22 protein-coding genes are annotated in these 25,936 nt (G+C 73.2%); 9 read left to right on the plus strand and 13 right to left on the minus strand.

The features are described 5' to 3' along the window. Positions 1–134 precede the first annotated feature (134 nt). The 5 genes from FHU30_RS30760 to pgsA all read right to left on the minus strand — a co-directional run bounded on the left by FHU30_RS30760 (position 135) and on the right by pgsA (position 4,926). Entirely contained in the window at positions 135–1,166 is a 1,032-nt protein-coding gene (locus FHU30_RS30760) for a DUF3048 domain-containing protein (protein ID WP_253880464.1), read from the minus strand. A gap of 121 nt (positions 1,167–1,287) precedes the next feature. After that, positions 1,288–1,824, minus strand: a complete 537-nt coding sequence (locus FHU30_RS30765; protein ID WP_253880465.1) for a LemA family protein — start codon at positions 1,822–1,824, stop codon at positions 1,288–1,290. Positions 1,825–1,832: 8 nt separating this feature from the next. Further along, positions 1,833–3,074, minus strand: coding sequence for a glycosyltransferase family 4 protein (locus tag FHU30_RS30770; RefSeq protein WP_253880466.1), 1,242 nt, complete (start codon positions 3,072–3,074; stop codon positions 1,833–1,835). After that, entirely contained in the window at positions 3,071–4,000 is a 930-nt protein-coding gene (locus tag FHU30_RS30775) for a phosphatidylinositol mannoside acyltransferase (protein ID WP_308211431.1), read from the minus strand. Before FHU30_RS30775 ends, FHU30_RS30770 begins: the two co-directional genes overlap by 4 nt. A 173-nt stretch (positions 4,001–4,173) precedes the next feature. Beyond that, entirely contained in the window at positions 4,174–4,926 is a 753-nt protein-coding gene (gene pgsA, locus FHU30_RS30780; protein ID WP_253880467.1) for a phosphatidylinositol phosphate synthase, read from the minus strand. Between the two features lie 237 nt (positions 4,927–5,163). Here pgsA and FHU30_RS30785 point away from each other — a divergent pair, with 237 nt between their 5' ends. Both FHU30_RS30785 and FHU30_RS30790 read left to right on the plus strand, forming a co-directional pair. Then, positions 5,164–7,332: an elongation factor G-like protein EF-G2 gene (locus FHU30_RS30785; RefSeq protein WP_253880468.1), complete on the plus strand. Its 2,169-nt coding sequence runs from the start codon at positions 5,164–5,166 to the stop codon at positions 7,330–7,332. 112 nt (positions 7,333–7,444) lie between these two features. Continuing rightward, positions 7,445–8,311, plus strand: a complete 867-nt coding sequence (locus FHU30_RS30790; RefSeq protein WP_253880469.1) for a polysaccharide deacetylase family protein — start codon at positions 7,445–7,447, stop codon at positions 8,309–8,311. Positions 8,312–8,327: 16 nt separating this feature from the next. On the opposite strand, the gene FHU30_RS30795 is transcribed toward FHU30_RS30790, so the two are convergent. The 4 genes from FHU30_RS30795 to FHU30_RS30810 all read right to left on the minus strand — a co-directional run bounded on the left by FHU30_RS30795 (position 8,328) and on the right by FHU30_RS30810 (position 13,501). Continuing rightward, the gene (locus FHU30_RS30795; RefSeq protein WP_253880470.1) at positions 8,328–8,921 is read right to left on the minus strand and encodes an HIT family protein; all 594 of its coding nucleotides are present in this window, start codon (positions 8,919–8,921) and stop codon (positions 8,328–8,330) included. A gap of 106 nt (positions 8,922–9,027) precedes the next feature. Beyond that, positions 9,028–9,633: a hypothetical protein gene (locus FHU30_RS30800; protein WP_253880471.1), complete on the minus strand. Its 606-nt coding sequence runs from the start codon at positions 9,631–9,633 to the stop codon at positions 9,028–9,030. 134 nt (positions 9,634–9,767) lie between these two features. Continuing rightward, complete coding sequence (gene thrS, locus FHU30_RS30805; protein ID WP_253880472.1) at positions 9,768–11,750, minus strand: threonine--tRNA ligase; 1,983 nt, start codon at positions 11,748–11,750, stop codon at positions 9,768–9,770. Positions 11,751–12,022: 272 nt separating this feature from the next. Further along, positions 12,023–13,501, minus strand: coding sequence for a sugar porter family MFS transporter (locus tag FHU30_RS30810; RefSeq protein ID WP_253880473.1), 1,479 nt, complete (start codon positions 13,499–13,501; stop codon positions 12,023–12,025). Positions 13,502–13,689: 188 nt separating this feature from the next. Between FHU30_RS30810 and FHU30_RS30815 the strand changes: the two genes are divergently transcribed. Further along, positions 13,690–14,958, plus strand: a complete 1,269-nt coding sequence (locus FHU30_RS30815; RefSeq protein WP_253880474.1) for a sensor histidine kinase — start codon at positions 13,690–13,692, stop codon at positions 14,956–14,958. A gap of 47 nt (positions 14,959–15,005) precedes the next feature. Beyond that, on the plus strand, positions 15,006–15,665 hold the full coding sequence (locus FHU30_RS30820; RefSeq protein ID WP_308211432.1) for a response regulator: 660 nt from the start codon (positions 15,006–15,008) through the stop codon (positions 15,663–15,665). A gap of 77 nt (positions 15,666–15,742) precedes the next feature. Here the strand turns inward: FHU30_RS30820 and FHU30_RS30825 are convergent, their stop codons facing one another. Both FHU30_RS30825 and FHU30_RS30830 read right to left on the minus strand, forming a co-directional pair. Further along, positions 15,743–16,699, minus strand: coding sequence for a quinone oxidoreductase family protein (locus tag FHU30_RS30825; RefSeq protein ID WP_253880475.1), 957 nt, complete (start codon positions 16,697–16,699; stop codon positions 15,743–15,745). 32 nt (positions 16,700–16,731) lie between these two features. Further along, on the minus strand, positions 16,732–17,490 hold the full coding sequence (locus tag FHU30_RS30830; RefSeq protein ID WP_253880476.1) for an SDR family oxidoreductase: 759 nt from the start codon (positions 17,488–17,490) through the stop codon (positions 16,732–16,734). Between the two features lie 48 nt (positions 17,491–17,538). On the opposite strand from FHU30_RS30830, the gene FHU30_RS30835 reads away from it, so the two are divergent. Further along, the gene (locus tag FHU30_RS30835; protein ID WP_253880477.1) at positions 17,539–18,762 is read left to right on the plus strand and encodes an acyl-CoA dehydrogenase family protein; all 1,224 of its coding nucleotides are present in this window, start codon (positions 17,539–17,541) and stop codon (positions 18,760–18,762) included. Continuing rightward, entirely contained in the window at positions 18,759–19,430 is a 672-nt protein-coding gene (locus tag FHU30_RS30840) for a TetR/AcrR family transcriptional regulator (protein ID WP_253880478.1), read from the plus strand. Before FHU30_RS30835 ends, FHU30_RS30840 begins: the two co-directional genes overlap by 4 nt. Before the next feature lie 240 nt (positions 19,431–19,670). Here FHU30_RS30840 and FHU30_RS30845 read toward each other — a convergent pair whose 3' ends face one another. Next, positions 19,671–21,176: an alpha/beta hydrolase family protein gene (locus FHU30_RS30845; protein WP_253880479.1), complete on the minus strand. Its 1,506-nt coding sequence runs from the start codon at positions 21,174–21,176 to the stop codon at positions 19,671–19,673. A gap of 120 nt (positions 21,177–21,296) precedes the next feature. On the opposite strand from FHU30_RS30845, the gene FHU30_RS30850 reads away from it, so the two are divergent. From FHU30_RS30850 to FHU30_RS30860, 3 genes are all read left to right on the plus strand, one after another. Continuing rightward, on the plus strand, positions 21,297–21,986 hold the full coding sequence (locus FHU30_RS30850; RefSeq protein ID WP_253880480.1) for a PH domain-containing protein: 690 nt from the start codon (positions 21,297–21,299) through the stop codon (positions 21,984–21,986). Positions 21,987–22,132: 146 nt separating this feature from the next. Further along, the gene (locus FHU30_RS30855; RefSeq protein ID WP_253880481.1) at positions 22,133–23,578 is read left to right on the plus strand and encodes a threonine/serine exporter family protein; all 1,446 of its coding nucleotides are present in this window, start codon (positions 22,133–22,135) and stop codon (positions 23,576–23,578) included. A 107-nt stretch (positions 23,579–23,685) separates the two neighbouring features. Continuing rightward, positions 23,686–24,111: a luciferase domain-containing protein gene (locus FHU30_RS30860; protein WP_253880482.1), complete on the plus strand. Its 426-nt coding sequence runs from the start codon at positions 23,686–23,688 to the stop codon at positions 24,109–24,111. Positions 24,112–24,153: 42 nt separating this feature from the next. Here the strand turns inward: FHU30_RS30860 and FHU30_RS30865 are convergent, their stop codons facing one another. Then, on the minus strand, positions 24,154–25,932 hold the full coding sequence (locus tag FHU30_RS30865) for an LVIVD repeat-containing protein (RefSeq protein WP_253880483.1): 1,779 nt from the start codon (positions 25,930–25,932) through the stop codon (positions 24,154–24,156). Positions 25,933–25,936: the final 4 nt, after the last annotated feature.

Here is a 25,936-nt window from a genome sequence, read left to right on the forward strand (position 1 = left end):
CTCCGGAACGGGCCTTACAGATTGGAAAATCCCGCGCACGGCCGGAAACCGCTACGCCACCTATCGCGAAGCGCTACTCCCCATCGAGAAGCGCTACTCCGAAGTCCGCAGAGCGCTACAGCAGGCGGAGAGCGCTACGGCATGTAGGGCTTGCCGTCGTTCACCAGGACCACCCAGACCTGCCCCGGCGCGAAGTTCAGCGGCTTGCCGTCGGCGGTCGTGAACGTGGTGCCCTTGTCCTCGCTCGGCCGCGACCACTTGGCGTCGTAGGCCTTGCCGTCGCGGTAGACGGTGGCGGTGCCGGTCCCGGTGGTGTGGATCAGCGGCGTGTAGGCGCCGAGGAAGTCGTGGAACTGCGACCTGGTGGTCTTCGCGCGCTGGACGACGATGGTCCGGCCTCCGACGCGTCCGCCGTTCGCGTCCATGTCGGGACGGCCGTGGAAGGACGCCAGCCAGCGCTTGTCCTTGGCCGACCAGGTGAACTCCATGTCGGCGGCGGGCCACTTGGCCGTGAAGGACGAGGTCGGCTTGCCGCCCTCGGGCGCGTCGCCGAACCGGAACCCGACGTCCTGCGGGCCCTGCGCCTTCGGGGCCTGCTTGAGCAGGTCCTTCGGGTCGGCGTACAGGTTGTAGGGGATCTTGCGGGAGTTGTCCCGGACGTAGGCGCGGCCGCCGTTGTCCTGGGAGATGTCGTACACCGGCGCCTGCTTGATGTACTTCTTCATCTTGCTCTGGACGCCGGAGAACGCGAACGCCGGGCGGCCGAACTGCGGCAGCAGGTGCAGGTCGGAGATGCGGGCGCTGCGGACCGGCCCGACCCGCTTCGGCAGGTGCGAGGAGAACACGGCCATCAGCCGGGTCTCGCCGCCCTCGACCTGCTCGACGTAGACGAGGTCGGCGGCGGACACGCCGCTCTGCGGCATCGCCGGGGAGGTGTTCTCGACCTTCACGGCGAGCACCGGGTTGTGCAGGCCCGTATGGCCGCCGTTGAGCGGGTGGTAGCCGAGCGCGGTCGGCGAGGCGGACGCGCCGCCCTTGAGGGGCTGGGACGACGGGGACTTGCCCTTGCCTCCCCCGCCGCAGGCCGCGAGCGTCCCGCAGACCAGCACCCCGCCCATCCCGGCGGCCGTCCACGTCCGCAGGGTCCGGTTCCGGACGAAGCCCACGCGCTCTCCTCACTCCGACGACGGCGATCGGCCCCGAGGGTAGCCGACCGCCCGCGGCCGTCCCCGGACCCCGCGCCGATCCGCCTCCACAGATCGCGATCGAGCGGGCACGGAGGGTGACTCAGGGGCGCGGCGGGTCGTCGTCGATCTCGAAGAACCCCGGCCAGGCGGCGCGTCCCGCCAGCGGCAGCACCCTGATCAGCAGTTTCCGCCGGGCGGTGCGGGCGGACGCGACGGCGTCGTTGTAGAAGCTGCGGGCGTAGACGACCTTGGCCGAGGCGCTCGTCAGCTCCTCCAGGACGGCCTGCCCGTCCGGTTTGGCGGCGAGGGTGGCGGCGAAGTCGGGCTGGTCCACCACGGCGCGCAGGGCGCGCGACAGGTCGCTCTCGGCGAACTCGCGGGACTCGGCGTCGGCAGTGCGGGCCTCGTGCGCGGCGGTCGCCAGGACGAGGCTGGTGGCCGGGTCGAGCAGCCGGGACGCGGCGAGCTCCAGCGTGACGGCCGCCCGCCGGACGAGGGCGGCGTCCAGGGCGGCGCGGGCGGTCTCGACGCGGACGTGCAGCCGGTCCAGCCGGGTGGCGCGCCAGGAGACGTACACGCCGACCAGGAACACCACGGCGGCGACGAAGAGCAGGTCGTAGATCCAGTCGGGGAGCATCGCGCGTCCTAGGCCCCGCGTCCGGACTCGACGACCGTCGTGCCGGGCAGCGTGACGGTCTCGTAGACCCGCAGCACGTCGCGGGCCACCGCCGACCAGTCGTAGCGGCGGACGGCGGCGCGCGCCTCGGCCGACAGCTGCTTGCGGCGGGCCGGGTCGTCCAGCAGCTCGGCGGCGGACGCGGCGAGCGCCTCGGCGTCGCCGACCGGGAACAGCACGCCGGCCCGGCCGCCGAGCAGCACCCGGTCGAACGCCTCGATGTCGCTGGCCAGGATCGGCGCGCCCGCCGACATCGCCTCGGCCAGGACGATCCCGAAGCTCTCGCCGCCGAGGTTCGGCGCGACGAACACGTCCACCGAGTGGTAGGCGCGGATCTTGTCGGCCTCGCTGACCATGCCGAGCACCGCCACCCGGTCGCGCAGCTCGGGCGAGACGCGCGCCACGACGTCGTCGGCGTCGCCGGGCCCGGCGAGCAGCAGCCGCAGCCCGGGCCGCCGCCGGGCGAGGATCTCGAAGGCCCGCAGCAGCACCTGCAGGCCCTTGCGCGGCTCGTCCATGCGGCCGAGGAAGCCGAGCACGCCGCCGCCCTCCCCCGGGCCGGTCCCGAGGTGCGGGCCGGGGCCGGGGAGCGAGCCGGTCCCGAGGTGGGGGGCGGTCGCGAGGTGCGGGCCGGTCCCGGCGGTGGCGTCGCGGCCGGGCCAGCCGGGCAGCGGGTCGGCCATCGCGTACCGCTCGGTCGCGACGCCGTTGGGGATCAGCACCGCGTCGCCGCCGAGGTGCTCGACCAGGGTCTTGCGGGCCGCCTCGGACACCGCGATCCGGCCGGTGATCTTCTCCAGGCCGGACTGCAGGATCGGCGCGGTCACCGACACGACCCGGGACTTGGTGTAGGACGCGTGGAAGGTGCCGACGATCGGGCCGTCGGCCGCCCAGCAGGCCAGCAGCCCCAGGGACGGCGCGGCCGGCTCGTGCACGTGCAGCACGTCGAAGCCGCCCTCGTGGATCCAGCGCCGCACCCGGCTCGCCGACCGGAACCCGAAAGCCAGCCGGGCGACCGAGCCGTTGTAGGGCACCGGGACGGCGCGTCCGGCCGACACCGCGTACTCGGGGAGCTGGGCGTCGTCGTCGGCCGGGGTGATCACCGAGACGTGGTGGCCGAACCCGACCAGCGCCTCGGCGAGGTCGCGGACGTGCTGCTGCACCCCGCCGGGCACGTTCCAGGTGTACGGGCAGACGATCCCGACCCTCACCGCGCGTCCCCCGCGGGGCGCCCCGGGCCCCGGCCCCGCCCGGCGCCCGCGCCGAGGTCGGCGACCCACACCTTCTGGAGCATGTGCCAGTCCTCGGGGTGTTCGGCGATGCCCTGCTGGAAGACCCGCGCGAGCTCCTGGGTCATGGCCTGGACCCTCTCCCGTCTGCCGCCCGTCGCGGGGACCGGGATCTCCTCGTGCACCCGGGCCCCCCAGTCCTCGCCCTGGTACCAGAGTGTCACCGGATGCAGCGCGGCGCCCGTCTGGATCGCCAGCGCGGCGGCGACGGCGGGCATCCGGGCGGTCTCGCCGAAGAACTCCACGTCGATCCCGGACTCGGTGAGGTCGCGGTCGACGACCAGGCAGACGGGGCGTCCGGCGCGCAGCCGCTGGGCGAGGCGGCCGTACGCCGACGCGCCCCGGTGCGGCAGGACCTCCATTCCCAGGCTCTCACGAAAAGCGACAAAACGGTCGAAAAGGGATTCGGGCTTGAGGCGCTCGGCGACCGTGGTGAACGGGTAGCCCATGTGCACGAGCCAGGCCCCCGCCTGCTCGTAGTTGCCCATGTGCGGCAGCGCGAGGATGATCCCGCGGCCCGAGTCGAGGGTCTTCAGGGCCCTCTCGTGCCCGGAGACGTCCATGTGGCCGAGGATGCGCTCGCGCGAGTACTCCGGCAGCCGGAAGACCTCCAGCCAGTACCGGAAGTAGGACCGCATGACCTGCTTGGCGGTCAGCCGGACGTAGGCGTCGGGCTCGGGCCGCCCGAGCACCCGGCACAGGTTGCGCTCCAGCTGCCGGACGCCCTCGCCGCGCCGCCGCCAGGTGCGGTCGGCGATCGCGGTGAACAGCGCGCGGGCGAGCCGCTCCGGCATCTTGCGGACGACCGTCCAGCCCAGCGCGTACCCGGCGTCGGTGACGCGCGCCACCGCCCGCCCCCCGACCCCCGCCGCACGAGCGCCGAGACGCCCCGCCTTCCCGGCCCCGGCCGCGCGGGCGCCGGCGCGGCCCCGCTTCCCGTGCCCGGGGGCGGCAGGACGGGCCGGTTCTCCGGGACCGGCGGCGCCGGATCCGGGACCGTCCTCCTCCGTCCCGGAGCCGGTCATGCGCGCCGTCCGGGCGCGTGCCGCTCCTCGTCCACCTCGGCGACCTCCGCGACCGTCTCCGGCCCTTGCGCGCGCTCCTGGGCCGGGGCCGCGGGCTCCGGCCGCCCGCCGCGGGGCTCGGCCGGGCGGGGAGCGTCCTGGACCCCGGGCGGCAGCGCGTTCGCCTGCTTGTAGACCGTCGCGAACCGCTGGCCGACCGTGACCGTGCTGAGCACGGCGAGCAGCCACAGCGCGAAGGTCAGGATGTAGGGGACGCCGAGGCCGTGGAACCCGGCCGCGACCAGCGCGATGATCAGCCGCTCGGACCGCTCGGCGATGCCGACGTTGCAGGTGTACCCAAGTCCCTCGGCGCGCGCCTTGGCGTAGGACACCACGACCCCGGCGACCAGGCAGTACAGCGCGACGGCGGCCAGGCCGTCCTCGCCGTCGCGGGAGAGCCCGATCATCAGCCCGGCGAAGATCGCCGCGTCCGCGACCCGGTCCATGGTGGAGTCCAGGAACGCGCCGAACCGGGAGGTCGTGCCCGTGACCCGGGCGACGGCGCCGTCCAGCATGTCGAACAGCACGAAGGCGGTGATCACCATCGTGCCCCAGAAGTAGTGCCCCCGGGTGAAGAGGACCAGCGCCCCCGCGACGGTGCCCGCCGTCCCGACGACCGTGATCGCGTTGGGCGTCACGCCGGTGCGCGCGACTCCCCGTCCGATGGGTGTCAGGACGCGGCCCAGCGCAGGCCGCAGTTTGTTGAGCATCGCCGTCCGTTCATCGAGAGTCCGAAGGGCCGGGCGCCAGCGGGGCCGGACACGGCCCATCCGCGCGCCGCGCGGCGCGCCCATCGTAGTGCTCATCATTACCACCTCACCCCTTGTGGTCCGCGCCGACACGGGAAAGGGTGAGGAGACGGATGTGACGCCGCTCACTCCGGGCAGAGGTCCCCAGGAGGAGCGTGCCGGGCTCCCGTGGCGGGAGCCCGCCCGAGGAGGTGTGTCATGACGGACAGAGCGAACCACCCGGGAGGCCATGGCAGGGCACCGGAGGCCGACCGGCCCGACAGGGTGCGCAACGTCGCGCTGGTCGGCCACTCGGGGGCGGGGAAGACCACGCTCGCCGAGGCGCTGCTCGCCGCCACCGGGACCGTGCAGCGCGCGGGCCGGGTCGAGGACGGCACCACGGTCAGCGACCACGACGACGTCGAGGTGCGCCAGCAGCGCTCGGTGAACCTCGCCCTCGCCCCGTTCGAGCACGGCGACATCAAGGTCAACCTGATCGACACGCCCGGGTACGCCGACTTCGTCGGGGACCTGCGGGCCGGGCTGCGCGCCGCCGACGCCGCCCTGTTCGTGGTCTCCGCCGTGGACGGCGTCGACGGGCTGACCCGGATGCTGTGGGAGGAGTGCGCGGCGGTGTCGATGCCGCGCGCGGTCGTGGTCACCAAGGTGGACCAGCAGCGCGGCGACTTCGACGACACGCTGCTGCACCTGCAGGACGCCTTCGGCGAGGGCGTGCTGCCGTGCTACTTCCCGGTCACCGAGGGCGAGCGGCTGACCGGCCTGGTGGGGCTGCTGACGCAGCGCTGCTTCGACTACTCGTCCGGGCGGCGGGCCGAGCGCGACCCCGACCCGGCGCACCTGGAGCGGATCGCCGAGCAGCGCGCGTCGCTGATCGAGGGGATCATCCAGGAGAGCGAGGACGAGTCGCTCATGGAGCGGTACGTGTCCGGCGAGGACATCGACGTCAAGGCGCTCATCGCGGACCTGGAGACGGCGGTCGCGCGGGGCAGCTTCTACCCGGTGCTCGCGACCTCGGTGCCGCACGGCCAGCAGCCGGGCCCGGTGATCGGGATGGCCGAGCTGCTGGAGGTCGTCACCCAGGCGTTCCCGTCCCCGCTGGAGCACTCCTGCCCGCAGGTCTCCCCCGTGAACGGCGGCCCGCCGCGGCCGATCAAGTGCGATCCGGAGGGGCCGCTGGTCGCGGAGGTCGTCAAGACCGTCTCCGACCCCTACGTCGGGCGGATCTCGATGGTCCGGGTGTTCTCCGGGACGCTGCGCCCGGACACCACCGTGCACGTCTCCGGGCACGGGATGACCGACCGCGGGCACGAGGACCACGACGTGGACGAGCGGATCGGGGCGCTCAGCTCGCCGCTCGGCAAGACCCAGCGGACGGTCGCCGAGTGCCGCGCGGGCGACGTGTGCGCGGTGGCCAAGCTGGCCCGCGCGGAGACCGGCGACACCCTGTCCGACCCGTCCAACCCGCTGGTCATGGCGCCCTGGACGATGCCGGACCCGCTGCTGCCGGTGGCGATCCGGGCGCGCTCGAAGGCCGACGAGGACAAGCTCGGCCAGGCGCTCGGCCGGCTGGTCGCCGAGGACCCGACGCTGCGGCTGGAGAACAACGCCGAGACCCGGCAGCTGGTGCTGTGGTGCATGGGCGAGGCGCACGCGGACGTGCTGATCGACCGGCTCGCGTCCCGCTACGGCGTGGAGGTGGAGCGGGTGGAGCTGCGCGTGCCGCTGCGCGAGACGTTCGGCGGCAAGGCCGACGGGCTCGGGCGGCACGTCAAGCAGAGCGGCGGGCACGGCCAGTACGGCATCTGCCACGTCACCGTGGAGCCGCTGCCGTCCGGGGAGGGCTTCGAGTTCGTGGACCGCATCGTCGGCGGCGTGGTCCCGCGGCAGTTCATCCCGTCGGTGGAGAAGGGCGTCCGGCAGCAGATGGAGCGCGGCGTCGCGGCCGGGTACCCGCTGGTCGACGTGCGGGTGACGCTGCACGACGGCAAGGCGCACTCGGTCGACTCGTCCGACATGGCGTTCCAGGCGGCGGGCGCGCTCGCGCTGAAGGACGCCGCGAGCCGCGTCCCGGTGCTGCTGCTGGAGCCGGTGGACGAGGTCAGCGTGCTGATCGCGGACGAGTACATGGGCGCGGTGATGTCCGACCTGACCTCGCGGCGCGGCCGGGTGCTCGGCACCGAGGCGGTGCCGCCGGGCGGCCGGACGCTGATCCGGGCCGAGGTGCCGCAGCTGGAGATCATCCGGTACGCGATCGACCTGCGGTCGATGTCGCAGGGCACCGGCACCTTCCACCGCGCGTTCCTGCGGTACGAGCCGCTGCCGTCGCACCTGGCGGACCGGGTCGCCGAGGAGGAGAAGGCCGAGTGACGCGGGGCTGAGCGAGGGGCCGTCCCCATCGGACGGCCCCCTTCGCCGCTTTTCTCCGGCGATGTCCACCCCGCTGGGGAATTCTCTGCGAACTGTGAGATTCTTTTCAGCTGTGACGAGTACGGGGGACGGGCGGGACCGGGGCAGGCCGAGCCGCCGCAACATCATCAAGGGCGCGGGTCTGGCCGTGGGCGGGCTGGCCGTGGGCGCGGCCGGCGGCGCGGGGGCCGTCGCGGCGGTCCCGGAGGGGACGCCGAAGTCGGCCATGGCCATCCCGGTGGCCGGGCCGTGGCGCCCGGTGCACGGGCACGTGGACGTGACCTGGTCGGTCGACACCTCGCAGAAGCTGGTGGCGCTGACCTTCGACGACGGGCCGATGCCGAACTGGACCGGGATGGTGCACGACATCCTCGACGCCGAGAAGGCCAAGGCGACGTTCTTCATGGTCGGCCAGCGCGCGGTGGCCAACGCGAAGATCATCCACGGCCGGATGGACCGGCACGAGGCGGGCAACCACACCTGGGCGCACAAGGACATGTCGCGCCTGACCCACGACGAGGCCGTGGACGCGATCCACCGCGCGCACAAGGCGATCGCCTCGATCACCGGCAAGGAGCCCCGGCACCTGCGGCCGCCCTTCGGGCAGCTCGGCGGGACCACCATGAGCGCGGCGGGCCAGCTCGGCTACGACCTGACGCTCTGGGGCATCAAGATGCTGGAGAAGACCTACCAGGACCATCCGCAGGGCCTGGTCGACTACATCGTCAACAATGTGAAGCCCGGGACGATCGTCCTCGCGCACGACCACGGCAACCCGGACCGGCTGGTCGCGCTCCGGAACCTGTCGAAGATGATCCGCGGGCTGCGCGACAAGGGGTTCGAGTTCGTCACGGTCTCCGAGCTGCACGCGGCGGCCGGTCCGCCCCCGACCAGCGCCCAGGCCCCGGCGCAGCCGCCGTCCCCGCTGACCGGCAACTGAGCCGCCCCGCCGCGACTCAGGAGCCGGCCGGCCAGGCTTCGGCGATCAGGCGGCGGGTGTCGCGGAGCAGCTGCGGCAGCACCTTGGTCTGGCCGATCACCGGCATGAAGTTGGTGTCGCCGCCCCACCGCGGCACCACGTGCTGGTGCAGGTGCGCGGCGATGCCCGCGCCCGCGACCAGGCCGAGGTTCATCCCGACGTTGAAGCCCTGCGCGCCGCTCGCCCGGCGCAGCGCGGTGATCGCGCGGCGGGTGAGCACGGCCAGCTCGCCGTACTCGTCCTCGTCCAGCTCGGTGTAGTCGGCCACGTGCCGGTACGGGACGACCATCAGGTGCCCCGAGTTGTACGGGTAGAGGTTCAGCACGGCGTACACGCTGCCGCCGCGCGCCACGATCAGCCCGTCCTCGTCGCTCATCTTCGGGATCTCGCAGAACGGGCAGCCCTCGTCCTCGCCGGACGGCTTGTTCTCGCCCTTGATGTAGGCCATCCGGTGCGGCGTCCAGAGGCGCTGGAAGCCGTCGGGGGTGCCCGCGCCGCCGCGCTCCTCCTCCAGCTCGGGCGCGTTCTGGCTGGCCTCCGGCCCCACGGGCCCCTCCGGCTCTACGCTCAAGGCGGCGCTCTCCTTCACTGACGGCCTGACCAGCAGCATAGAGAGGGGTGCCGGACGGGCCGAGGGCGGGTCAGGGCAGGGGACGGGGCGGCGGGCGGGACGGAGGTCAGGCGGGCCGGGCGTAGCAGGACTGCATGTCCACGCCCACGGACATCGTGGTGATCTTGACGCGGCGGACCAGGGCCGGCGCGACGGTGAAGTGGAACTTCTGGGTGCCCGCGCGGTGCACGGTCGCCTGGTCGCTCAGGTCGCCGTGGCCCGCGACGGTGACGTCGGCCTTCACCACGCCCGCCGCGCCGACGCTCACCGCGACGTCGATGCCGTTCGTCCCGGCCGCGCGGTAGTCGGCCGTGCCCGCCGGGCAGAACTGCGGGCCGACACCGCCGCCGGTGCCGGGCATGGGCGCGCCCTGGTCGCCGGGCTGCGAGCCCGTGCCAGGCGCCCCCGACTTCGAAGGGTAGGGGCTGCCGCCCCGCGTCTGCTGCTGCACCGGCCCCGACGGGACCGTTCCGGACGTCCCGCCGGACGCGCCGCTGGACGGGCTGGTGGTGCCCGTCCCGGCGGCGGACGCGTCGCTGCGGTGCTTGCCGCCGAACGCCTGGAACACCAGCACGGCCAGGGCCGCCGACACCAGCAGCGCCGCGCCGCCGTACCCGAGGAACCGGGCCACGGTCCGGCCCGGCCCGGCGGAGGGCGGGCTGCTGGTCTTCATGCTGGGTACTCCCGGACTCCGGTCGTGGGCGGCGGCCGCGGGCGGCTCTGACGTGCGTATGCCGCCCGAGGCTACCAACCCGGACCCCGCCCGGCGGCCTCTGGAATCGGCGGCCGTCCGGGCGGGCGGGGCGGTCAGACCTGGACGCGCTCGCGGACGGCCTTGACGATCTCGGCCACCGCGTCGGGGATGGCGACGCCGTTCTTCTGCTCGCCGTTCCGGTACCGGAACGAGACCGCGTCGGCGCTCACGTCGTCGTCGCCCGCGAGCAGCATGAACGGCACCTTCTGCTTCTGCGCGTTGCGGATCTTCTTCTGCATCCGGTCGGACGAGGCGTCCACCTCGACCCGGATGCCCTCCGCGCGCAGCGCCGCCGCGACCTTCTCCAGGTGCGCGACGTGCGCGTCCCCGATCGGCACGCCGACCACCTGCACCGGCGACAGCCACGGCGGCATCGCGCCCGCGTAGTGCTCGATCAGCACGCCCATGAACCGCTCGACCGACCCGAACAGCGCCCGGTGGATCATCACCGGCTGCTGCCGGGTGCCGTCGGCCGCCTGATACTCCAGGCCGAACCGCTTGGGCTGGTTGAAGTCGAGCTGGATGGTGGACAGCTGCCAGGTCCGGCCGATCGCGTCGCGCGCCTGGACGGAGATCTTCGGGCCGTAGAACGCCGCGCCGCCCGGGTCGTCCATCAGGTCCAGGCCGGAGTCGAGGGCGGCCTCGCGCAGCGCCTCGGTGGCCTCCTCCCAGTCCGCGTCGTCCCCGATGAACTTGTCGGAGTCGTCGCGGGTGGACAGCTCCAGGTAGAACTCGCGGAGCCCGAAGTCGCGCAGGAGGCTCAGCACGAACTGGAGCAGCGACTTGATCTCGTCGCCCATCTGCTCCTTGGTGGCGTAGATGTGCGCGTCGTCCTGGGTCATGCCGCGGACGCGGGTGAGGCCGTGCACCACGCCGGACTTCTCGTACCGGTACACCGCCCCGAACTCCGACAGCCGCAGCGGCAGCTCCCGGTAGGAGCGGCCGCGGGCCCGGAAGATCAGGTTGTGCATCGGGCAGTTCATCGGCTTGACCCGGTAGTCGGTGCCGTCCAGTTCGAAGGCGGGGAACATGTCCTCGCCGTAGTACGGCAGGTGCCCGGAGATCTCGAACAGCGACGACTTGGTCAGGTGCGGGGTGTTGACGAACTCGTACCCCGCCTCCATCTGCCGCTGGCGCATGTAGTCCTCCATCTCCTTGCGGATGATCCCGCCCTTGGGATGGAAGACCGGCAGGCCGCTGCCCAGCTCGGGCGGGAAGGAGAACAGGTCGAGCTCGGCGCCCAGCTTGCGGTGGTCGCGCTTCTCGGCCTCGGCGAGCATCGCCAGGTACTCGTCCTGCCGCTCGCGCGACTCCCACGCGGTGCCGTAGATCCGCTGGAGCTGCGGGTTCTTCTCGCTGCCGCGCCAGTACGCGCCGCCGGTGCGCATCAGCTTGAACGCCGGGATGACGCGGGTGGACGGCAGGTGCGGGCCGCGGCACAGGTCCTTCCAGCACAGCTCGCCGGACTTGGCGTCCAGGTTGTCGTAGATGGTCAGCTCGCCCGCGCCGACCTCCACGTCCGCGCCGTCGTCGGCGGACGCGGCGCCCTTGAGGCCGATCAGCTCCAGCTTGTACGGCTCGTCCGCCAGCTCCTCGCGCGCGTCGTCGTCGGACACCACGCGGCGGGAGAACCGCTGCCCCTGCTTGACGATCTCGCGCATCCGCTTCTCGATGCGCTTCAGGTCGTCGGGGGTGAACGGCTCGGCGACGTCGAAGTCGTAGTAGAACCCGTTCTCGACCGGCGGGCCGATGCCGAGCTTGGCCTCCGGGTGCAGCTCCTGGACGGCCTGGGCCATCACGTGCGCGGCCGAGTGCCGCATGATCGCGCGGCCGTCCGCCGAGCCGATCTCCACGGGCTCGACGGCGTCGCCCTCGGCCACCTCGGCGGCGAGGTCGCGCAGCGCGCCGTTGACCCGCGCCGCGATCACGGTGCGGCCGTCGGCGTCCAGGGCCTGCCCGGCGGTCGTGCCGGCGGGCACCACTCGCTCGCTTCCGTCGAGGGTGATGCGCAGCTCTGACACGGTGTCTCCTCGCATTGCTGGTGGTGCTGGTCGGTTGTCGGACGGGTCGGTTCGGAATGCTGGTCGGGTCGGTTCGGAATGCTATCGAGCGGGGGCCCGGAACGCGGTGAGGCCCCGGGAGCAGCTCCCGGGGCCTCACCGCAGTTCGAAGATCAGGACGTGCGGCCGCGGCGCCGGGGCGTGCCCGGCGTGGTCGTCAGCGCCTCGAAGGCGGCGAGCACGGCTCTCACGGCGTCCACTGTACTACGCGGCCGTACCGGACGCCCGCGAGACCCGGCGACCGCGCCTTACGCGGCGGACGGCTTGGCCCTGCGGCGGGTCGGGCCCTGGAGCTTGTCCATGTCCTCCAGCTCGCGTCCCTTGGTCTCCGGGACCATCCGCCACACGAAGACGAAGGCGAGGGCCGCGAAGGCGGTGTAGAGGCCGTAGGCGAGGCCGAGCGAGATCCCCGACAGCCACGGGAACGTCACGGTGATCAGCCAGTTCGCGATCCACTGCGCCGCCGCCGCGACCGCCAGCGCCGCGGCGCGGATGAAGTTGTTGAACATCTCCCCCAGCATCACCCAGACGACCGGCCCCCAGGTGGACGCGAAGCCGAACACGTACAGGTTCGCGGCGACCAGCGCGACCGGCCCGGCGATATGGCCGAGCTTGGGGTTGCCGTCCACGATCGGCGCGGTCTGGAAGCAGACCGCCATCGTGCAGAGCGTCACCGCCATCAGCGCGGCGCCGAACAGCAGCAGCGGGCGGCGGCCGACCTTGTCGACCAGCGCGATCGCGACCAGCGTGGAGCCGACGTTCACCATCGAGTTGATCACCGAGGTGAGCATCGCGTCGTTCTCGCCGAACCCGGCCGCGTGCCACAGCGTGGTGCCGTAGTAGAAGATCACGTTGATGCCGACGAACTGCTGGAACACCGACAGCAGGATGCCGACCCAGACGATCGGGAGCAGCCCCAGCGTCCCGCCGCGCAGGTCGCGCAGGTGGACGGGGCGCTCGGTGCGGATCGACCGGAGGATCTCGCCGACCTTCAGGTCGACGTCGGTGCCGGCGCCGACGATCCGCTGCAGGATCTGCTTCGCGCGCGCGATCTCCCCCTTCTTCACCAGGTAGCGCGGCGACTCGGGGATCACCAGGGCGATCACGCCGTACAGCGTCGCGGGCAGGACGGCGACGGCGAACATCCAGCGCCAGGCCGCGCCGCCCCAGGGGAAGGTGCCGGTCGCGCCGCCGTCGGACACCCGGGCGATGACGTAGTTGGCCACCAGCGCGGCGAAGATGCCGAGCACGATCGCCATCTGCTGGAGCGAGCCGAGCCGCCCGCGCAGGTTCGCCGGGGCGATCTCGGCGATGTAGGCGGGCGCGATCACCGAGGCGGTGCCGATGGCCAGGCCGCCGACCACCCGCCAGAACGTCAGCTCCCAGGCGGCGAACGCCAGCGCGGAGCCGAGCGAGCTGACCACGAAGACGACCGACGCGCCGATCATCACCTTGATCCGGCCGATCCGGTCCGCGAGCGGCCCGGCGAACCAGGCGCCGACGGCGCAGCCGAGCAGCGCCGAGGAGACGACGAAGCCGATCCAGAAGGAGTTCAGGTCGAACTCCTTCTTCAGCGCGTCCACGGTGCCGTTGATCACCGACGAGTCGTAGCCGAACAGGAACCCGCCGAGCGCGGCGGCGCCGGCGAGCATCGCGGCGACGGCGGCGTGCGAGCCCTCCGCGGGCTCCTCGATGGCGCCGGCGTCGGGGCTGCCCTGTGTCGTCATGTTGCCGACCTTCCCAGGAAACGATCAGGCAATCCTGGCCGCCGGCCCAAGGTTCGGCAGGGCCCGGACCCGCGGGGACGGCCGCTCTGACCTGCGTTCGGACGGGTCCGATACCGCAGGCGGCGGCCCGGATCTCCCTCTCCGGGTTCACGCGGCGGCGGGCGCGGGCGGATTAACCTCCAGGGGAAATGAGCGACCAGAACTCCTCCTCCCCCGCCGCCGACCTCGTCCGGGCGGCGCTGCAGCGGGCCGTCCTGCACGGCCCCGTGCTCGGGCCCGACGCGGCGCGCCCGCCGCTGCCCCGCAGCCTGTGGGCGCGCGGCCCGCTGATCGCCGCGCTGACGCTGCTCACCATCGGCTTCACGGCCGGGTCCATCGCCGTGCCGATGGAGACGCTGCACCGGTCGGCCGACGAGAGCGTCCCGCTCGGGCTGCTCCAGGCGGCTCCGCTGGTGGTGGCGCTGTTCCGGCCGCTGCTCGCCTGGCGGGTCTCCGCCGCCGGCCTGCTGCTCGGCGCGCTGCTGGTGCGGGACGCCGGGTTCTGGCCCTGGTCGCCGACCGCATGGCTGGCGTTCCTGATCATCCTGTTCTGCGTCGGGACGGCCGGGGACCGGACGGCCGCGCTCGGCGTCGGCATGGTCACCGTCGCCGGGGTCATCGGCCCGGCCGTGACGGTGGCGATGCCGGTCTGGTTCGGCGTGATCCTGTCCGCGCTGGCGCTGCTGGCGCTGGTGTTCGGCGACGCGGTCGGCGGCCGGCGGGCCGCCGAGCGGGCGCTGCGCGAGCAGGAGGAGCTGCACCGCCGCGACCTGGCCCGGCAGGCCGTGCTGGAGGAGCGGGCCCGGATCGCGCGCGAGCTGCACGACGTGGTCGCGCACCACATGTCGGTGATCGCGATGCAGGCCGAGGCCGCGCCCTACAAGATCCCCGAGCTGCCGGAGCAGGCCCGCGAGACGTTCGTGGTGGTCCGCGACGCGGCCCGGCAGGCGCTGGCCGAGACCCGCCGGGTGGTCGGGCTCCTGCGCGCCGAGGACGAGGCGGCCGAGCGCGCCCCGCAGCCGGGCCTGGACGGCCTGGACGGGCTGCTGGAGGCCGCGCGGCACTCCGGCCTCGCGGTGACCAGCTCGGTGACGGGGATGCCGCGTCCGCTGGCGACCGGCGTGGACCTGTCGGCGTTCCGGATCGTCCAGGAGTCGCTGAGCAACGCGTCCCGGTACGCGCCGGGCGGGACGGTCCGGGTGGAGATCGGCTACGGGGACGAGCGGCTCGCCGTGGCCGTCCGGGACGAGGGGCCGGGGCCGGGCGGCGAGCCCGAGTCGTCCGGCGGCGGGCACGGCCTGGTCGGGATGCGCGAGCGGGTCGCGATGCTGGGCGGGACGCTGGCGGCGGGCCGGCGCGGGGACGGCCGTCCGGGCTGGGAGGTGGAGGCCGAGCTGCCCTACGGCGACCCGGACTGACCCCCGGCTGCGACGATCTTGGTTGCGGGACGCCGTAGGGTGCTCTCGTGACGATTCGGGTGCTGATCGCCGACGACCAGGTGATGATCCGCGACGGGCTGGCGGCGCTGCTGTCGTCGGATCCGGAGATCGAGGTGGTGGGGCAGGCCGGGGACGGCCGGGAGGCCGTGTCCCTCGCCCGCGAGCTGGGCCCGGACGTGGTCGTCATGGACATCCGGATGCCCGAGATGGACGGCCTCGCGGCGACCGCCGAGCTGGTCGGTGACGAGCCGGACGGCGGCCCGAAGGTGCTGGTGCTGACCACCTTCGACCTGGACGAGTACGTCTACGAGGCGCTCGGCGCGGGCGCCAGCGGCTTCCTGCTGAAGGACGCCCCGGCCGCCGACCTGGTGCAGGGCGTGCGGGTGGTGGCGTCCGGGGACGCGCTGCTCGCGCCGTCCATCACCCGGCGGCTGATCTCCGACTTCGCCCGCCGCAGGCGGCACCAGCGGCCGAGCCCGGCGGCGACGGCCGCGCTCACCCCGCGCGAGCGGGACGTGCTGCGGCTCATGGCGCGCGGCATGTCCAACGCCGAGATCGCCGCCGACCTGGTACTGGCCGAGCAGACCGTCAAGACCCACGTAGGACACGTGCTGACCAAGCTGGGCCTGCGCGACCGCACCCAGGCGGTCGTGTTCGCCTACGAGAACGGCCTGGTCGGCGACTGATCAGCCCCCGCCACCGCCCAGGCCGCAGCCAGCGACCAAGCCGCGGCCGGTGACCGGGCCGCGGCCAGGGCGGACGGTCAGCGGGACGGATCGAGGACGAGCTTGCCGGTCGTCCGGCGCGAGCGCAGCTCCTCGTGCGCGCGGCGGACCTCGGACAGGCCGTACTCGCCGCCCGCGACGACCTTGAGGCTGCCCGCGGCGGCGAGCCCGAACAGCTCGTCCAGGGCGGTGCCCATGACGTCGCCGGGGAGCTGGAACACGTGCGCCAGCCACATGCCCGCGACGGTCGTCGAGTGCGACATCAGGTTGGCGGGCTGGACGGGCTTGGGCAGCTCCCGGGACGCCATGCCGTAGAAGGCGAGGCGGCCGAACGGCGCGAGCGCGGTGAGGCTCTGGTCGGTGACGCTGCCGCCGGTCATCTCCAGGACGATGTCGACGCGGCGGCCGTGGTTGGCCTCCATGAGCGCGGCCTTGAGGTCGGGCTCGGCGGGGTCGACGGCGATGTCGGCGCCGAGGTCGAGCGCGAGCGCGCGCTTCTCCGGGGACGAGGCGGTGGCGATGATCCGGCCCGCGCCCCACGCCCGGGCGAGCTGGACGGCGAGGGTGCCGACACCGCCCGCCGCCGCGTGCACCACGACCGACTCGCCGGGCGCGAGGTGGGTGCTGCGGCGCAGCAGCAGCCAGGCGCTGACGCCCTGCACGACCATGCCGAGCGCGGTGAGGTCGTCGATGACGTCGGGCACGTTCCACATCGTCGCGGTCGGCGCGACGGCCTTCTCGGCGTAGCCGCCGGTGCCGAGCAGCGCCACGACGCGGCGGCCGTCCGGCGTGCGGCCGACCGCCTCGCCGCCGGGCACGAGCGGCAGCGTCTGCTTGGCGAGGTAGCTGTTCTCGGCCTGGTGGGTGTCGGCGTAGTTGATGCCGGCCCGGTCCACCTCGATGAGCGTCTGCCCCTCGCCCGGCACGGGGTCGGGCAGCTCGACCGGGGTGAGGACCTCCGGCCCGCCGAACTCGGTGATCTGGATGGCGCGCATCTGCTCTCTTCCTGGCTGCTCGGCGCGGGCTGTCAGCGGGGTCCGGGGACGCCGCGGAACCGGAACGGCTCGGACGGGCGGCCGGGCACCACGTACCAGGCGTCCCCGGCGCCGTCCGCGTCCAAGATTGCCATGAACGCGTCCACGACGTGGGAGACGGGCAGGATGGGGAAGCCGGTGCGCTCCAGCTCGGACCGGATCGGGCCGATGATGTCGGTCTCGGCGAAGGACGGGCACAGCGCGTTCACCCGGATGCCCTCCGGCTGGTGCGCGGGGCCGAGCGCCCGGACGAGCCCGACCACCGCGGCCTTGTTCGCGCCGTACACCGGGTCGAACGGGGTGGAGGTGAGCGCGGCCATGCTGGCGGTCGCGACGATGTCGCCGCCTCCCCGGGCGCGCAGCGCGGGCAGCACGGCGTGCACGCCGTAGACGACGCCGTCCACATTGATGGACATCGCGCGGCGGTAGCGGTCGGGGTCGAAGTCGTCGCCGAGGCCGAAGCCGCTGGCCACGCCCGCGTTGAGGAACGCCAGGTCGAGCCCGCCGAAGCGGTCGACGGCCGTCTGGACGGCCCGCGCGCTGTCGCCGGGCTCGCGCACGTCGCAGAGGACGAACTCGCCGTCCACCTCGTCGGCCACCTTGCGGCCGCCGTCCTCGTCCACGTCGGCGAGCACGACGCGGACGCCCTCGCCCGCGAGCCGCCGGGCGACCGCCGCGCCGATGCCGTTCGCGCCGCCGGTGATGAGCGCGACCTTGCCCGCGCGCGGGCCCGCCTCCTGGAACGCCGTCATGGGCACCTCATCCTCGCAAGTAACTGACTCGTCAGTTACTATAACGGAATGGACTTCGGTTTGAGCCCCCGCGCCGAGGAGTACCTCGGCCGCATGCAGGACTTCATGGACGCCCACGTCTACCCCGCCGAACCGGTCTACGCCGAGCAGCGCCGGGAGCTGACCGCCGCCGGGCGCGCGCACGAGCTGCCGCCGGTCGTCGAGGAGCTGAAGGCCGAGGCGCGCAAGCGCGGCCTGTGGAACCTGTTCCTGCCCGACAGCACCGACCCGGAGCACGGCCTCAGCAACACCGACTACGCGAGCATCGCCGAGCTGACCGGGCGCTCGCCTCACCTGGCGCCCGAGGCGATCAACTGCGCCGCGCCCGACACCGGCAACATGGAGGTGCTGCACCTGTTCGGCACGCCCGAGCAGAAGCGGCGCTGGCTCGCGCCGCTGCTGGACGGCGAGATCCGGTCCGCGTTCGCGATGACCGAGCCGGACGTGGCCAGCTCCGACGCCACCAACATCTCCACCCGGATCGAGCGGGACGGCGACCACTACGTCATCAACGGCCGCAAGTGGTGGATCACCGGGTCCGCCGACCCGCGCTGCGAGATCATGATCGTGATGGGCAAGACCGACCCGGACGGCCACCCCTACCTCCAGCAGTCCATGGTGCTGGTGCCGATGGACACGCCGGGCGTCGAGATCGTCCGTCCGCTGCCCGTGTTCGGGTACCACGACCAGCAGGGGCACTGCGAGATCACCTTCACCGACGTGCGCGTCCCGGTGGAGAACCTGGTCGGCGAGGAGGGCGGCGGCTTCGCCATCGCGCAGGCCCGGCTCGGCCCCGGCCGCATCCACCACTGCATGCGGGCGATCGGCATGGCCGAGCGGGCGCTGGAACTGATGTGCCAGAGGGCCGTGGACCGGGTCGCGTTCGGCAAGCCGCTGGCCGCGCAGGGCGTCGTCCGGCAGCAGATCGCCGAGTCCCGGATGGCGATCGACCAGGCCCGGCTGCTCACCCTGAAGACCGCGTGGCTGATCGACAAGCACGGGGTGAAGGCCGCCCGGTCCGAGGTCGCGTCCATCAAGGTGATCGCGCCGCGGGTCGCGCTGGAGGTCGTCGACCGCGCCATCCAGGTGCACGGCGGCGCGGGCATGTCCGACGACACCCCGCTCGCCGCGATGTGGGCCGGGCTGCGCACGCTGCGGCTCGCCGATGGCCCCGACGAGGTGCACGTCCGGTCCGTCGCGCGCGCGGAGTTGGGTAAGTTCACCTCGAAATGACGAACACCACGGGGGACGCGGGCACCCGCGAGACGGGTGCCCGCAAGCGGATGCCGCACGCCCGGCGCCGGGAGCAGCTGCTCGGGCTCGCGCTGCGCGAGTTCGGGCGGCGCGGCTACCACCTGACGCAGATGGAGCACGTGGCGGCCGCCGCCGACGTGTCCAAGGCGCTGCTCTACCAGCACTTCGCGTCCAAGGAGGAGCTGTTCGCCGAGGTCGTCGGCTCGGTCGTGGCCGAGCTGACCGGACGGCTGAACGCCGAGGTGCGGGCCGAGGACGACTCGGTCGACCGGATCCGCGCGATGGTGCGGGTGCTGTTCGACTACGCCACCGACGAGCCGGACGCCTGGACGCTGGTCATCCGGCACCTGGACAAGCCGGAGGTCGGGCCGGGCCTGCGCGAGCTGCGCGACCGGCTCGGCGAGGCGTTCGCCGACCTGCTGCTGATCCGCCGCCGCGCCGACCCGGCCCTGTCCCCCGCCGAGCTGGCGGTCAACGAGCACCGCGCGCGGCTGCTGGTGCCGCTGATGCACGGGTCGATGCTGTCGATGGTGTCCTGGTGGCTGGAGCACCCCGACACCCCGCGCGACCGGGCGGAGGCGATGGCGGTCGAGTTCATCTGGCTCGGCCTGGACCGCCTCCGCACCGGTGAGCGCCTACGCTCGTAACCCGCGTGCCTGCCCTGCGGGCCTGACCCGCGGGCCTGACGTGTGCTTCTGACGTGCGGGCCTAGGGCCTGTTTCGAAGTGGCCTCGGCCACGCGCGCGAACGCGTTACCAACCCGGGTGCCGCGACGCCGAAGGCGAGCGGCACCCGGGTTGATCGCGAAGCGATGCAGCGTTCGCCCAGGCACGGTCACGGAGCGAGCCGCTAGGCGAGCGCAGTGGGCCGGGACTTTGAAATACAGCCTAGTAGCCCGCCTCCGGGCCCGGCTGGACGGTCGGGACGGTCAGGGCGACCTTCGACGCGTCCAGCCAGCCGATCGCCTTCTGCGAGGTGAACAGGGCGGTGCCCGGCGTGATCTGGAGCGCGAGCCGGTGCCCGGGCCCGACCTTCCAGGACACCGCCTCCAGTTCGCACTCGGTCGTCCGGCGGCGCCCGTCCAGGGTGATCGGGATCGGCGTCGCCTGGTTGCCGACGACCAGGCCGGTGTCGAGGTCGACGATCTGCGCGTAGACGGCGGTCTGCGGGTGCAGCGCGCGGCCCTGGTAGCTGAACCGCAGGTGCGGGACGCCGACGGCCTGGCCGTCCGCGGCGGGCATCGGGATCGGGACGGTCAGGGCGTTCTTGGCGGGCTGCGCGACCATCTGCGTGCCCGAGTTGTCCAGCGGGGTCAGGTTCAGGTGGCCCTTGCCGGTCGCCTTCAGCGGCGCCGCCGCCGGTGCCGGGTAGGACGCGGCGGTCCGGTAGACGCCGTCCTGGTCGATGTACTCGAAGCCCGCGCCCGTGTCGGCCGAGGCGTCGCCCTTGAGGTAGCGGGCGAACCAGGCGAGCGTGGCCTTGGCCAGGTGGTCGGACGCACCGGCCTTGGTCGTGCAGGACCCGTGCCCGCCGCAGAACCAGATCATCTTGACCGGCGCGCCGTTCGCCTTGATCGGCCGGTAGAACGACAGGCCCTCGCGCAGCGTGAACAGCGTGTCCACGGTGCCCTGCATGACCAGCGTCGGGATGCGGATGCGGTTCACCAGCGACCCGGCCCCGGCCTGCATGAACCACTTCTGCACCGACGGCGACAGCGTCCCGCTCAGCGCGCCGGACGCGCAGCCCTCCAGCACCTTCCCGGCGACCCGGTTGCCGCTGGTGACACCGCTGAGGCACAGCAGCGAGCCCCAGCCCGCCCGGTAGACCGAGTCGCGGTACAGGCTGCGCTCGACGCTCTGGAACGCGATCGTCGGGGTGATCACGTCCACCCGGCGGTCCATCCCGGCGGCGACGAGCTGGATGCCGCCGCCGTAGCTGCCGCCCGCCATGCCGAGGCGCGGGTCGCCGGGCCGGTCGAGCTGGACCTCGGGCTGCGCCGCGGTCCAGTCGATGATCTTCATCACGTCGCGGCCCTCGACCGCGGGCGTGTCCACGTTGGCCTCGCCCTCGGAGCCGAAGCCGCGCGCGTTCCAGGTCACCACGTTGTATCCGGCGGAGGTGAGCAGCGCGAGCTGGCCCTTGGCGGGGTCGGTCTCGGCGCGCCCGCCCCAGCCGTGGCCGAGCAGGACGGTCGGGGCCTTCGCCCCGGCGGCCAGCCCCTTGGCCGGGAAGAAGTTGGTCACGATGTGCACGCCGTCGAACGAGGCGAGCTGCACGGTCCGGGGCGCGGGCGGCGCGTCGTCGGCGTGCGCGGGGATGGCCGCGGCCAGGGGCAGGGCGGCGGTCAGCGCCGCCGCCGCGGCGACGGCGCCGCGGCGGGATCCACGTGGCATGGGTGAACTCCGGTGGTCCAAGGGGTAATCAGTAACTGATTCGAGAACCCTTGGAATACACCAGGGCCGACACCACCGGCAATAGCGGACCGACCGCCACATTCCGGCTTAGGATGCGGTGTGGCCGGATCGACGTCCGTCAGGCTCAGCCCCGTCACCGCCCTGCGGTTCGACGACGACGCGCTCACGATCGTCCGGCCGTGGCGGCGACGGCGGATCCGCTGGGACGACCTCGCCGGGCTGATCTTCACCCGCGTGCACACCAGGCACACCGGTCCGATCCCGGTGCAGCTGCGGCTCGTGCTCAAGGACGGCGCGCCCGAGCCGGGACGGTTCCTCACCGAAGGCAGGCCCCCGGCGCCCTACGCCCGAGGGCCCGTCCTGTTCAGGACCCACACCCTCGAACCGGACGACGCCGGCCCGGCGCAGAAGCAGATCTACGCCGAGCTGGAAAGCCGGGGCTTCGAGCGGCCCGAGCCGTTCGCGATGCGCTACCAGCCCTCCGGCTGCACGCGCGAGGAGCAGACCCTCGCCGTGGCCATGGACGTCCGGCGGCGCGAGCACAACACCCATCCGGTGACGGTGAACCACGACGGCGGCGACGAGCACCTGATCGGGCCCGTCCTGGCGCGCCTCGCAATACGGCACCACGCGACAGGGAAGCCGCACGTCCAGCCGTTCCACAGCATCTTCTTCTTTGAAGGCGCGGAGGCAGAGGCGAACTCCGTGGCGTTCGCCGACGCGGTCCGCCAGGTCGTCCCGTCCGGCTGGATCGTCACGGCGTCCGCGCTGCCCGAGCGGCGCTCCTAGGCGGCACGCCCGCCCCCGGCGCGGGGGGCGGATACTGCCGCGCTCATGGGCGGGCAAAGAGTGTGCCGCATGCCGCGTCCCGGACCCGTAGCGCAGGGCCCGCGCCGCTAGCGTCGCCGGAGGCCGCAGCGGAGTCCGGGAGGGCAGTGGACGAGGAGTACGGCGCGGACCCGGCCCCCGACGAGGACCCGGATCCCGCCGAGACCGAGGCCGCCGACGAGGCCGCCGACACGGCCTGGGCGGCGGAGTCCGGCGCGTCCTCCACCGCCGAGAACCCGCTCGCCGCGATGGAGGCCGCGCTGCGCGGCGGGCGCGAGCCGGGCGTCGGCACCGACGCCTACGCCACGATCGACCTGGCCCTGCGGGTCGGCGAGCTGATGCTCGCGGGCGGCGACACGGCCGAGTCGGTGGACCTCGCCATCGGACGCATCGCCCGCGCCTACGGCCTCCCGCACACCGAGAACAACGTGACGCTCGCCGCCGTGGGCATGTCCTACATGCCGCGCGGGGACCGCCCGCCGGTCACCGCCGAGCGGCGCGTCCGGCGGCGGACGCCGAACTACACGCGGCTGGTCGCCGTCCACCAGATGGTGCGCGAGGCCGCCGCCGGGCACCTGGACCTCCAGCAGGCCAAGTTCCGGCTCAGCGACATCATCGGCCGGCGGACGGCCTACCCGCACTGGACGCAGGCCGCGGCGCTGTCGGTGCTCGGCGGCGCGGGCGCGGTGCTGGTAGGCGGCGGGTTCCTGGCGGCCGCCGCCGCGTTCGTCGCGACGCTGCTCGGCGACTGGGCGGGCGGCTGGCTCGGCCGCCGCGGCATCGCCGACTTCTTCCAGATGGCGCTCGGCGCGGCGATCGGCACGCTCGTCACCGTGCTGCTGGTCGCGACCAACGCGCCCGTCCGGTCCGGGACGGTCATCATCGGCGTGGTCATCGCGCTGATCCCCGGCCGGGCGCTGGTGGTGTCCATGCAGGACGGCATCGCCGGCGACCTCGTCACCGGCACCACCCGGCTCGTCGAGGTGCTGTTCGTCATCATCGCGATCCTCAGCGGCATCGGCGCGGTCACCTACGTGGCCGCGCGCAGCGGCGTGCCGATCTCGCTGGACAACCTGCCGACCGCGCCGACCTCGGTCGCCGCTCCGCAGACCCTCGGCGCGGCGGCGATCTCGGTGGCGTTCGCGGTGTACCACCTGGTGGCGCGGAGCCTGCTGCCGCCGGTCGCGCTCGGCGGCATGCTCGCCTGGAGCGTCCTGGTCGAGATGCGCGGCCTGGACCTGCCCGCCGCGCCCGCCACCGCGATCGCCGCGACCGTCGTCGGCCTGCTCGGCACCGCGCTCGCCCGGTTCCTGCACGTCCCGGCGCTGGTGTGCGTGACCCCGTGCATCGCGCCGCTGATGCCCGGCACGCTGATGTACCGCGGCATGCTGGAGCTGACGACCGGACGCACCGGGCACGCCGCCCTCGTGCTCGCCGAGTCGCTCGCCACGGCGCTCGCGATCGGCGCGGGCGGCTACATCGGCGGCGAGCTGCTCCGGCTCTTCCGCCCGGCGCGGCGCGTGCTGCGCCCCCCGCGCCGCGTCCGCGCCTGACCCGCACGGCCGGTTGGTACGTGACAACACACCTCCTGGCCTTCCTGGCGTAACGATTTCGACTCGGGCGGTTCCCCTCGGTGTCGCGGCGGCGGGACGATGCCAGCGTGGCAGCCAACGGGAGTGGCGCGACGACGGCCGTGGGCGGCACCGCCCGGCCGGTCGAACGGTGGGGGGCCGGGGGGAACGGCGGCCGCCTGCTCGAACAGGTCGGGTCCTGGCCCGGCGTCTCGGTCGTGCGGGCCGACTGCGGGCTCGGCCGGGCCCTGGCCGCGGACGGCCGGCAGGTGCTGCACCTGCACGGCGGGGACGAGGCCGAGTTCCGGCTGACCCGGCCGGTGCTGGAACGGCTCGGCGAGGCGCTCGCCGGATCCGGGCGGGTGCGGGTGCGCCCCGGCGGCGAGTGGGTCGCGATCAGGCTCGACACCGACTCCGACGTGGCGCTCGCGCTGGCCCTGACCAGCGTGGCGATCAAGGCGACCGGGACGGTCCGGGACGCCGCGCCGTGCGACGCCGCGTCCCGGACCGGCTGAGAACCCCCGGTCGGTCCGGTCCAGCCGGACCGGACCGGTCCGCTAGAGCGCCGAGGTGCGGAACGGCGTCTTCGGCGCGCCCAGGTTCGGCTTGCCGATCAGCTGCCTGGACGACAGCGCGTAGATGCCGTCGTTGGTCATCACCCAGACGATCCTGCGGTCCCACTCGACGTAGACGCCGTGGGTCTGGTTGCCGAGCGCCCAGTCCGGCACGTCCTTGCTGTAGCCCTGCGGGACGAACTGCGCGACGATCCTCGGGTGGGCGGGGTCGCGCACGTCGAAGAACTGCGCGCCCGCGTTGTAGAAGCCGTAGGTCAGCAGGCCGTTCGGCGGGGTGCCGGGCGAGGTGTAGTAGCCGGTGCGCTTGGGACCGAAGCTGCCGCCGCGCTGGCAGAAGTCGGCGAAGCCGGAGCCCTTCGGCGGGACGGGCCGGGGCAGCGTCCCGACGATGCGCGGCTTGGCGGGATTGCGGACGTCCACCTGGAAGACGTCCTTGTACGGCTCGTAGCAGTCCTCGCCGAGCGGGTAGCCGCTGACGTAGACGATGCCGGTCTTCGCGTACTGCGAGACGTCCACGTTGTCGGCCTCGGTGCCGCCGACCGACATCGGCAGGTCCAGGTGCCCGACGGTCTTCATGTGTGCCGGGTCGGAGATGTCGAGAATGGAGAGCCCGAAGCCGCCCTGCGCGGCGAAGGCGTACTTCCCGCCCTGCTCGACGGGCTTGGGAATGAACAGCGGCATCCGCGCGCCCATCCAGGACGTCTGGTTGCCGCAGCGCGGGTTCGTCCGGTACGCGGCCTCCTCGCCCTTGACCTGGCCGGGCAGGTGCCATTCGCCGAGCTTGCGCGGGTGCGCGGGGTCGGACATGTCGTAGGAGGCGTACCCGGCCGAGTACAGGTTCGTCGGGACCTCGGAGTTGCCCCACGAGTCGCGCGGCGCGGCGGCGATGAACATGTACTTCTCGCCCGTGTAGTACGGGACGTCGAGCGAGCCGGACCCCTGCTGCGCGGCGTTGGCGTCGGAGTGCAGCGGGTCCTTCTGGGTGGCGTCGGTGCTGACGGTCGCCAGCAGGTGCCAGTCCTTCTTGCGCGGGCCGTCCAGGCGGAACACCTTGAAGCCCTTGAGCTGCTTGGTCGCGCGGACCTTCTTCACGCCCTCGGGGTTGCCGAACTTGCTGTGCGCGGGGTCGTCGTTCAGCTCGTCCGGGATCTGGCGCTTGGCCTCGAAGCTCTGCACCATGACGTAGGCGTTCAGCCTCGTGTTCCACTGGATCGTGGACGCGCCCCAGAAGTCGTGCGCGGCCCAGGCGCCATTCGCCTTGTTCTCGTCGCCGTTCACGTCGTCGCGGGTCATCTTCTCCACGACCTTCACCTTCTTGACGTCGGTGATGTCGTAGACGCGGCCCTCGCTCCGGTCGTACTGGAACATATAGCGGCGGCCGTGGAAATCGACGATGTTCTGCCACGAGTGGAAGTAGTCCGGGGTGAATTCCTTGCCCCGGTAGGACGCCTCGACCCGCACCGGGCCGGACCGGTGCGCGTTCGGGTCGTAGCCCGCGGTCTTGCCGAACAGGTCCATCGACCCGCCCGGGAACGGGTGCCGCTCCTCGTCGGCCGGGGTCAGGGCCGGGTGCCGGAACGAGCCGTCCAGCTGCATCCCGTACGAGCCGGGGTCGGCGGCGGGCGGCCTGCGGTCGCCGCAGACGGTCGGGATGTAGGGGTCGGTAGGCCCGGCGTGCGCGGAGCCGAGCGCCGCGAGCGAGGCGAGGACGGCGGCGGAGGCCGTGCCTGCGGCGGCCGTCGCGAGGCGGATTCTCCTCATGGAA

This window comes from Actinomadura rupiterrae, assembly GCF_024172125.1.
In the GTDB taxonomy this organism is placed as follows: Bacteria; Actinomycetota; Actinomycetes; order Streptosporangiales; family Streptosporangiaceae; genus Spirillospora; species Spirillospora rupiterrae.

Excerpts from the sequence above, each read along its gene's own strand:
- FHU30_RS30840 (WP_253880478.1), top strand. The coding sequence starts at position 18,759 with ATGACGAACACCACGGGGGACGCGGGCACCCGCGAGACGGGTGCCCGC.
- FHU30_RS30845 (WP_253880479.1), bottom strand. The coding sequence starts at position 21,176 with ATGCCACGTGGATCCCGCCGCGGCGCCGTCGCCGCGGCGGCGGCGCTG.
- pgsA (WP_253880467.1), bottom strand. The coding sequence starts at position 4,926 with ATGCTCAACAAACTGCGGCCTGCGCTGGGCCGCGTCCTGACACCCATC.
- FHU30_RS30785 (WP_253880468.1), top strand. The coding sequence starts at position 5,164 with ATGACGGACAGAGCGAACCACCCGGGAGGCCATGGCAGGGCACCGGAG.
- FHU30_RS30835 (WP_253880477.1), top strand. The coding sequence starts at position 17,539 with ATGGACTTCGGTTTGAGCCCCCGCGCCGAGGAGTACCTCGGCCGCATG.
- thrS (WP_253880472.1), bottom strand. The coding sequence starts at position 11,750 with ATGCGAGGAGACACCGTGTCAGAGCTGCGCATCACCCTCGACGGAAGC.
- FHU30_RS30765 (WP_253880465.1), bottom strand. The coding sequence starts at position 1,824 with ATGCTCCCCGACTGGATCTACGACCTGCTCTTCGTCGCCGCCGTGGTG.
- FHU30_RS30800 (WP_253880471.1), bottom strand. The coding sequence starts at position 9,633 with ATGAAGACCAGCAGCCCGCCCTCCGCCGGGCCGGGCCGGACCGTGGCC.
- FHU30_RS30830 (WP_253880476.1), bottom strand. The coding sequence starts at position 17,490 with ATGACGGCGTTCCAGGAGGCGGGCCCGCGCGCGGGCAAGGTCGCGCTC.
- FHU30_RS30810 (WP_253880473.1), bottom strand. The coding sequence starts at position 13,501 with ATGACGACACAGGGCAGCCCCGACGCCGGCGCCATCGAGGAGCCCGCG.
- FHU30_RS30865 (WP_253880483.1), bottom strand. The coding sequence starts at position 25,932 with ATGAGGAGAATCCGCCTCGCGACGGCCGCCGCAGGCACGGCCTCCGCC.
- FHU30_RS30815 (WP_253880474.1), top strand. The coding sequence starts at position 13,690 with ATGAGCGACCAGAACTCCTCCTCCCCCGCCGCCGACCTCGTCCGGGCG.
- FHU30_RS30825 (WP_253880475.1), bottom strand. The coding sequence starts at position 16,699 with ATGCGCGCCATCCAGATCACCGAGTTCGGCGGGCCGGAGGTCCTCACC.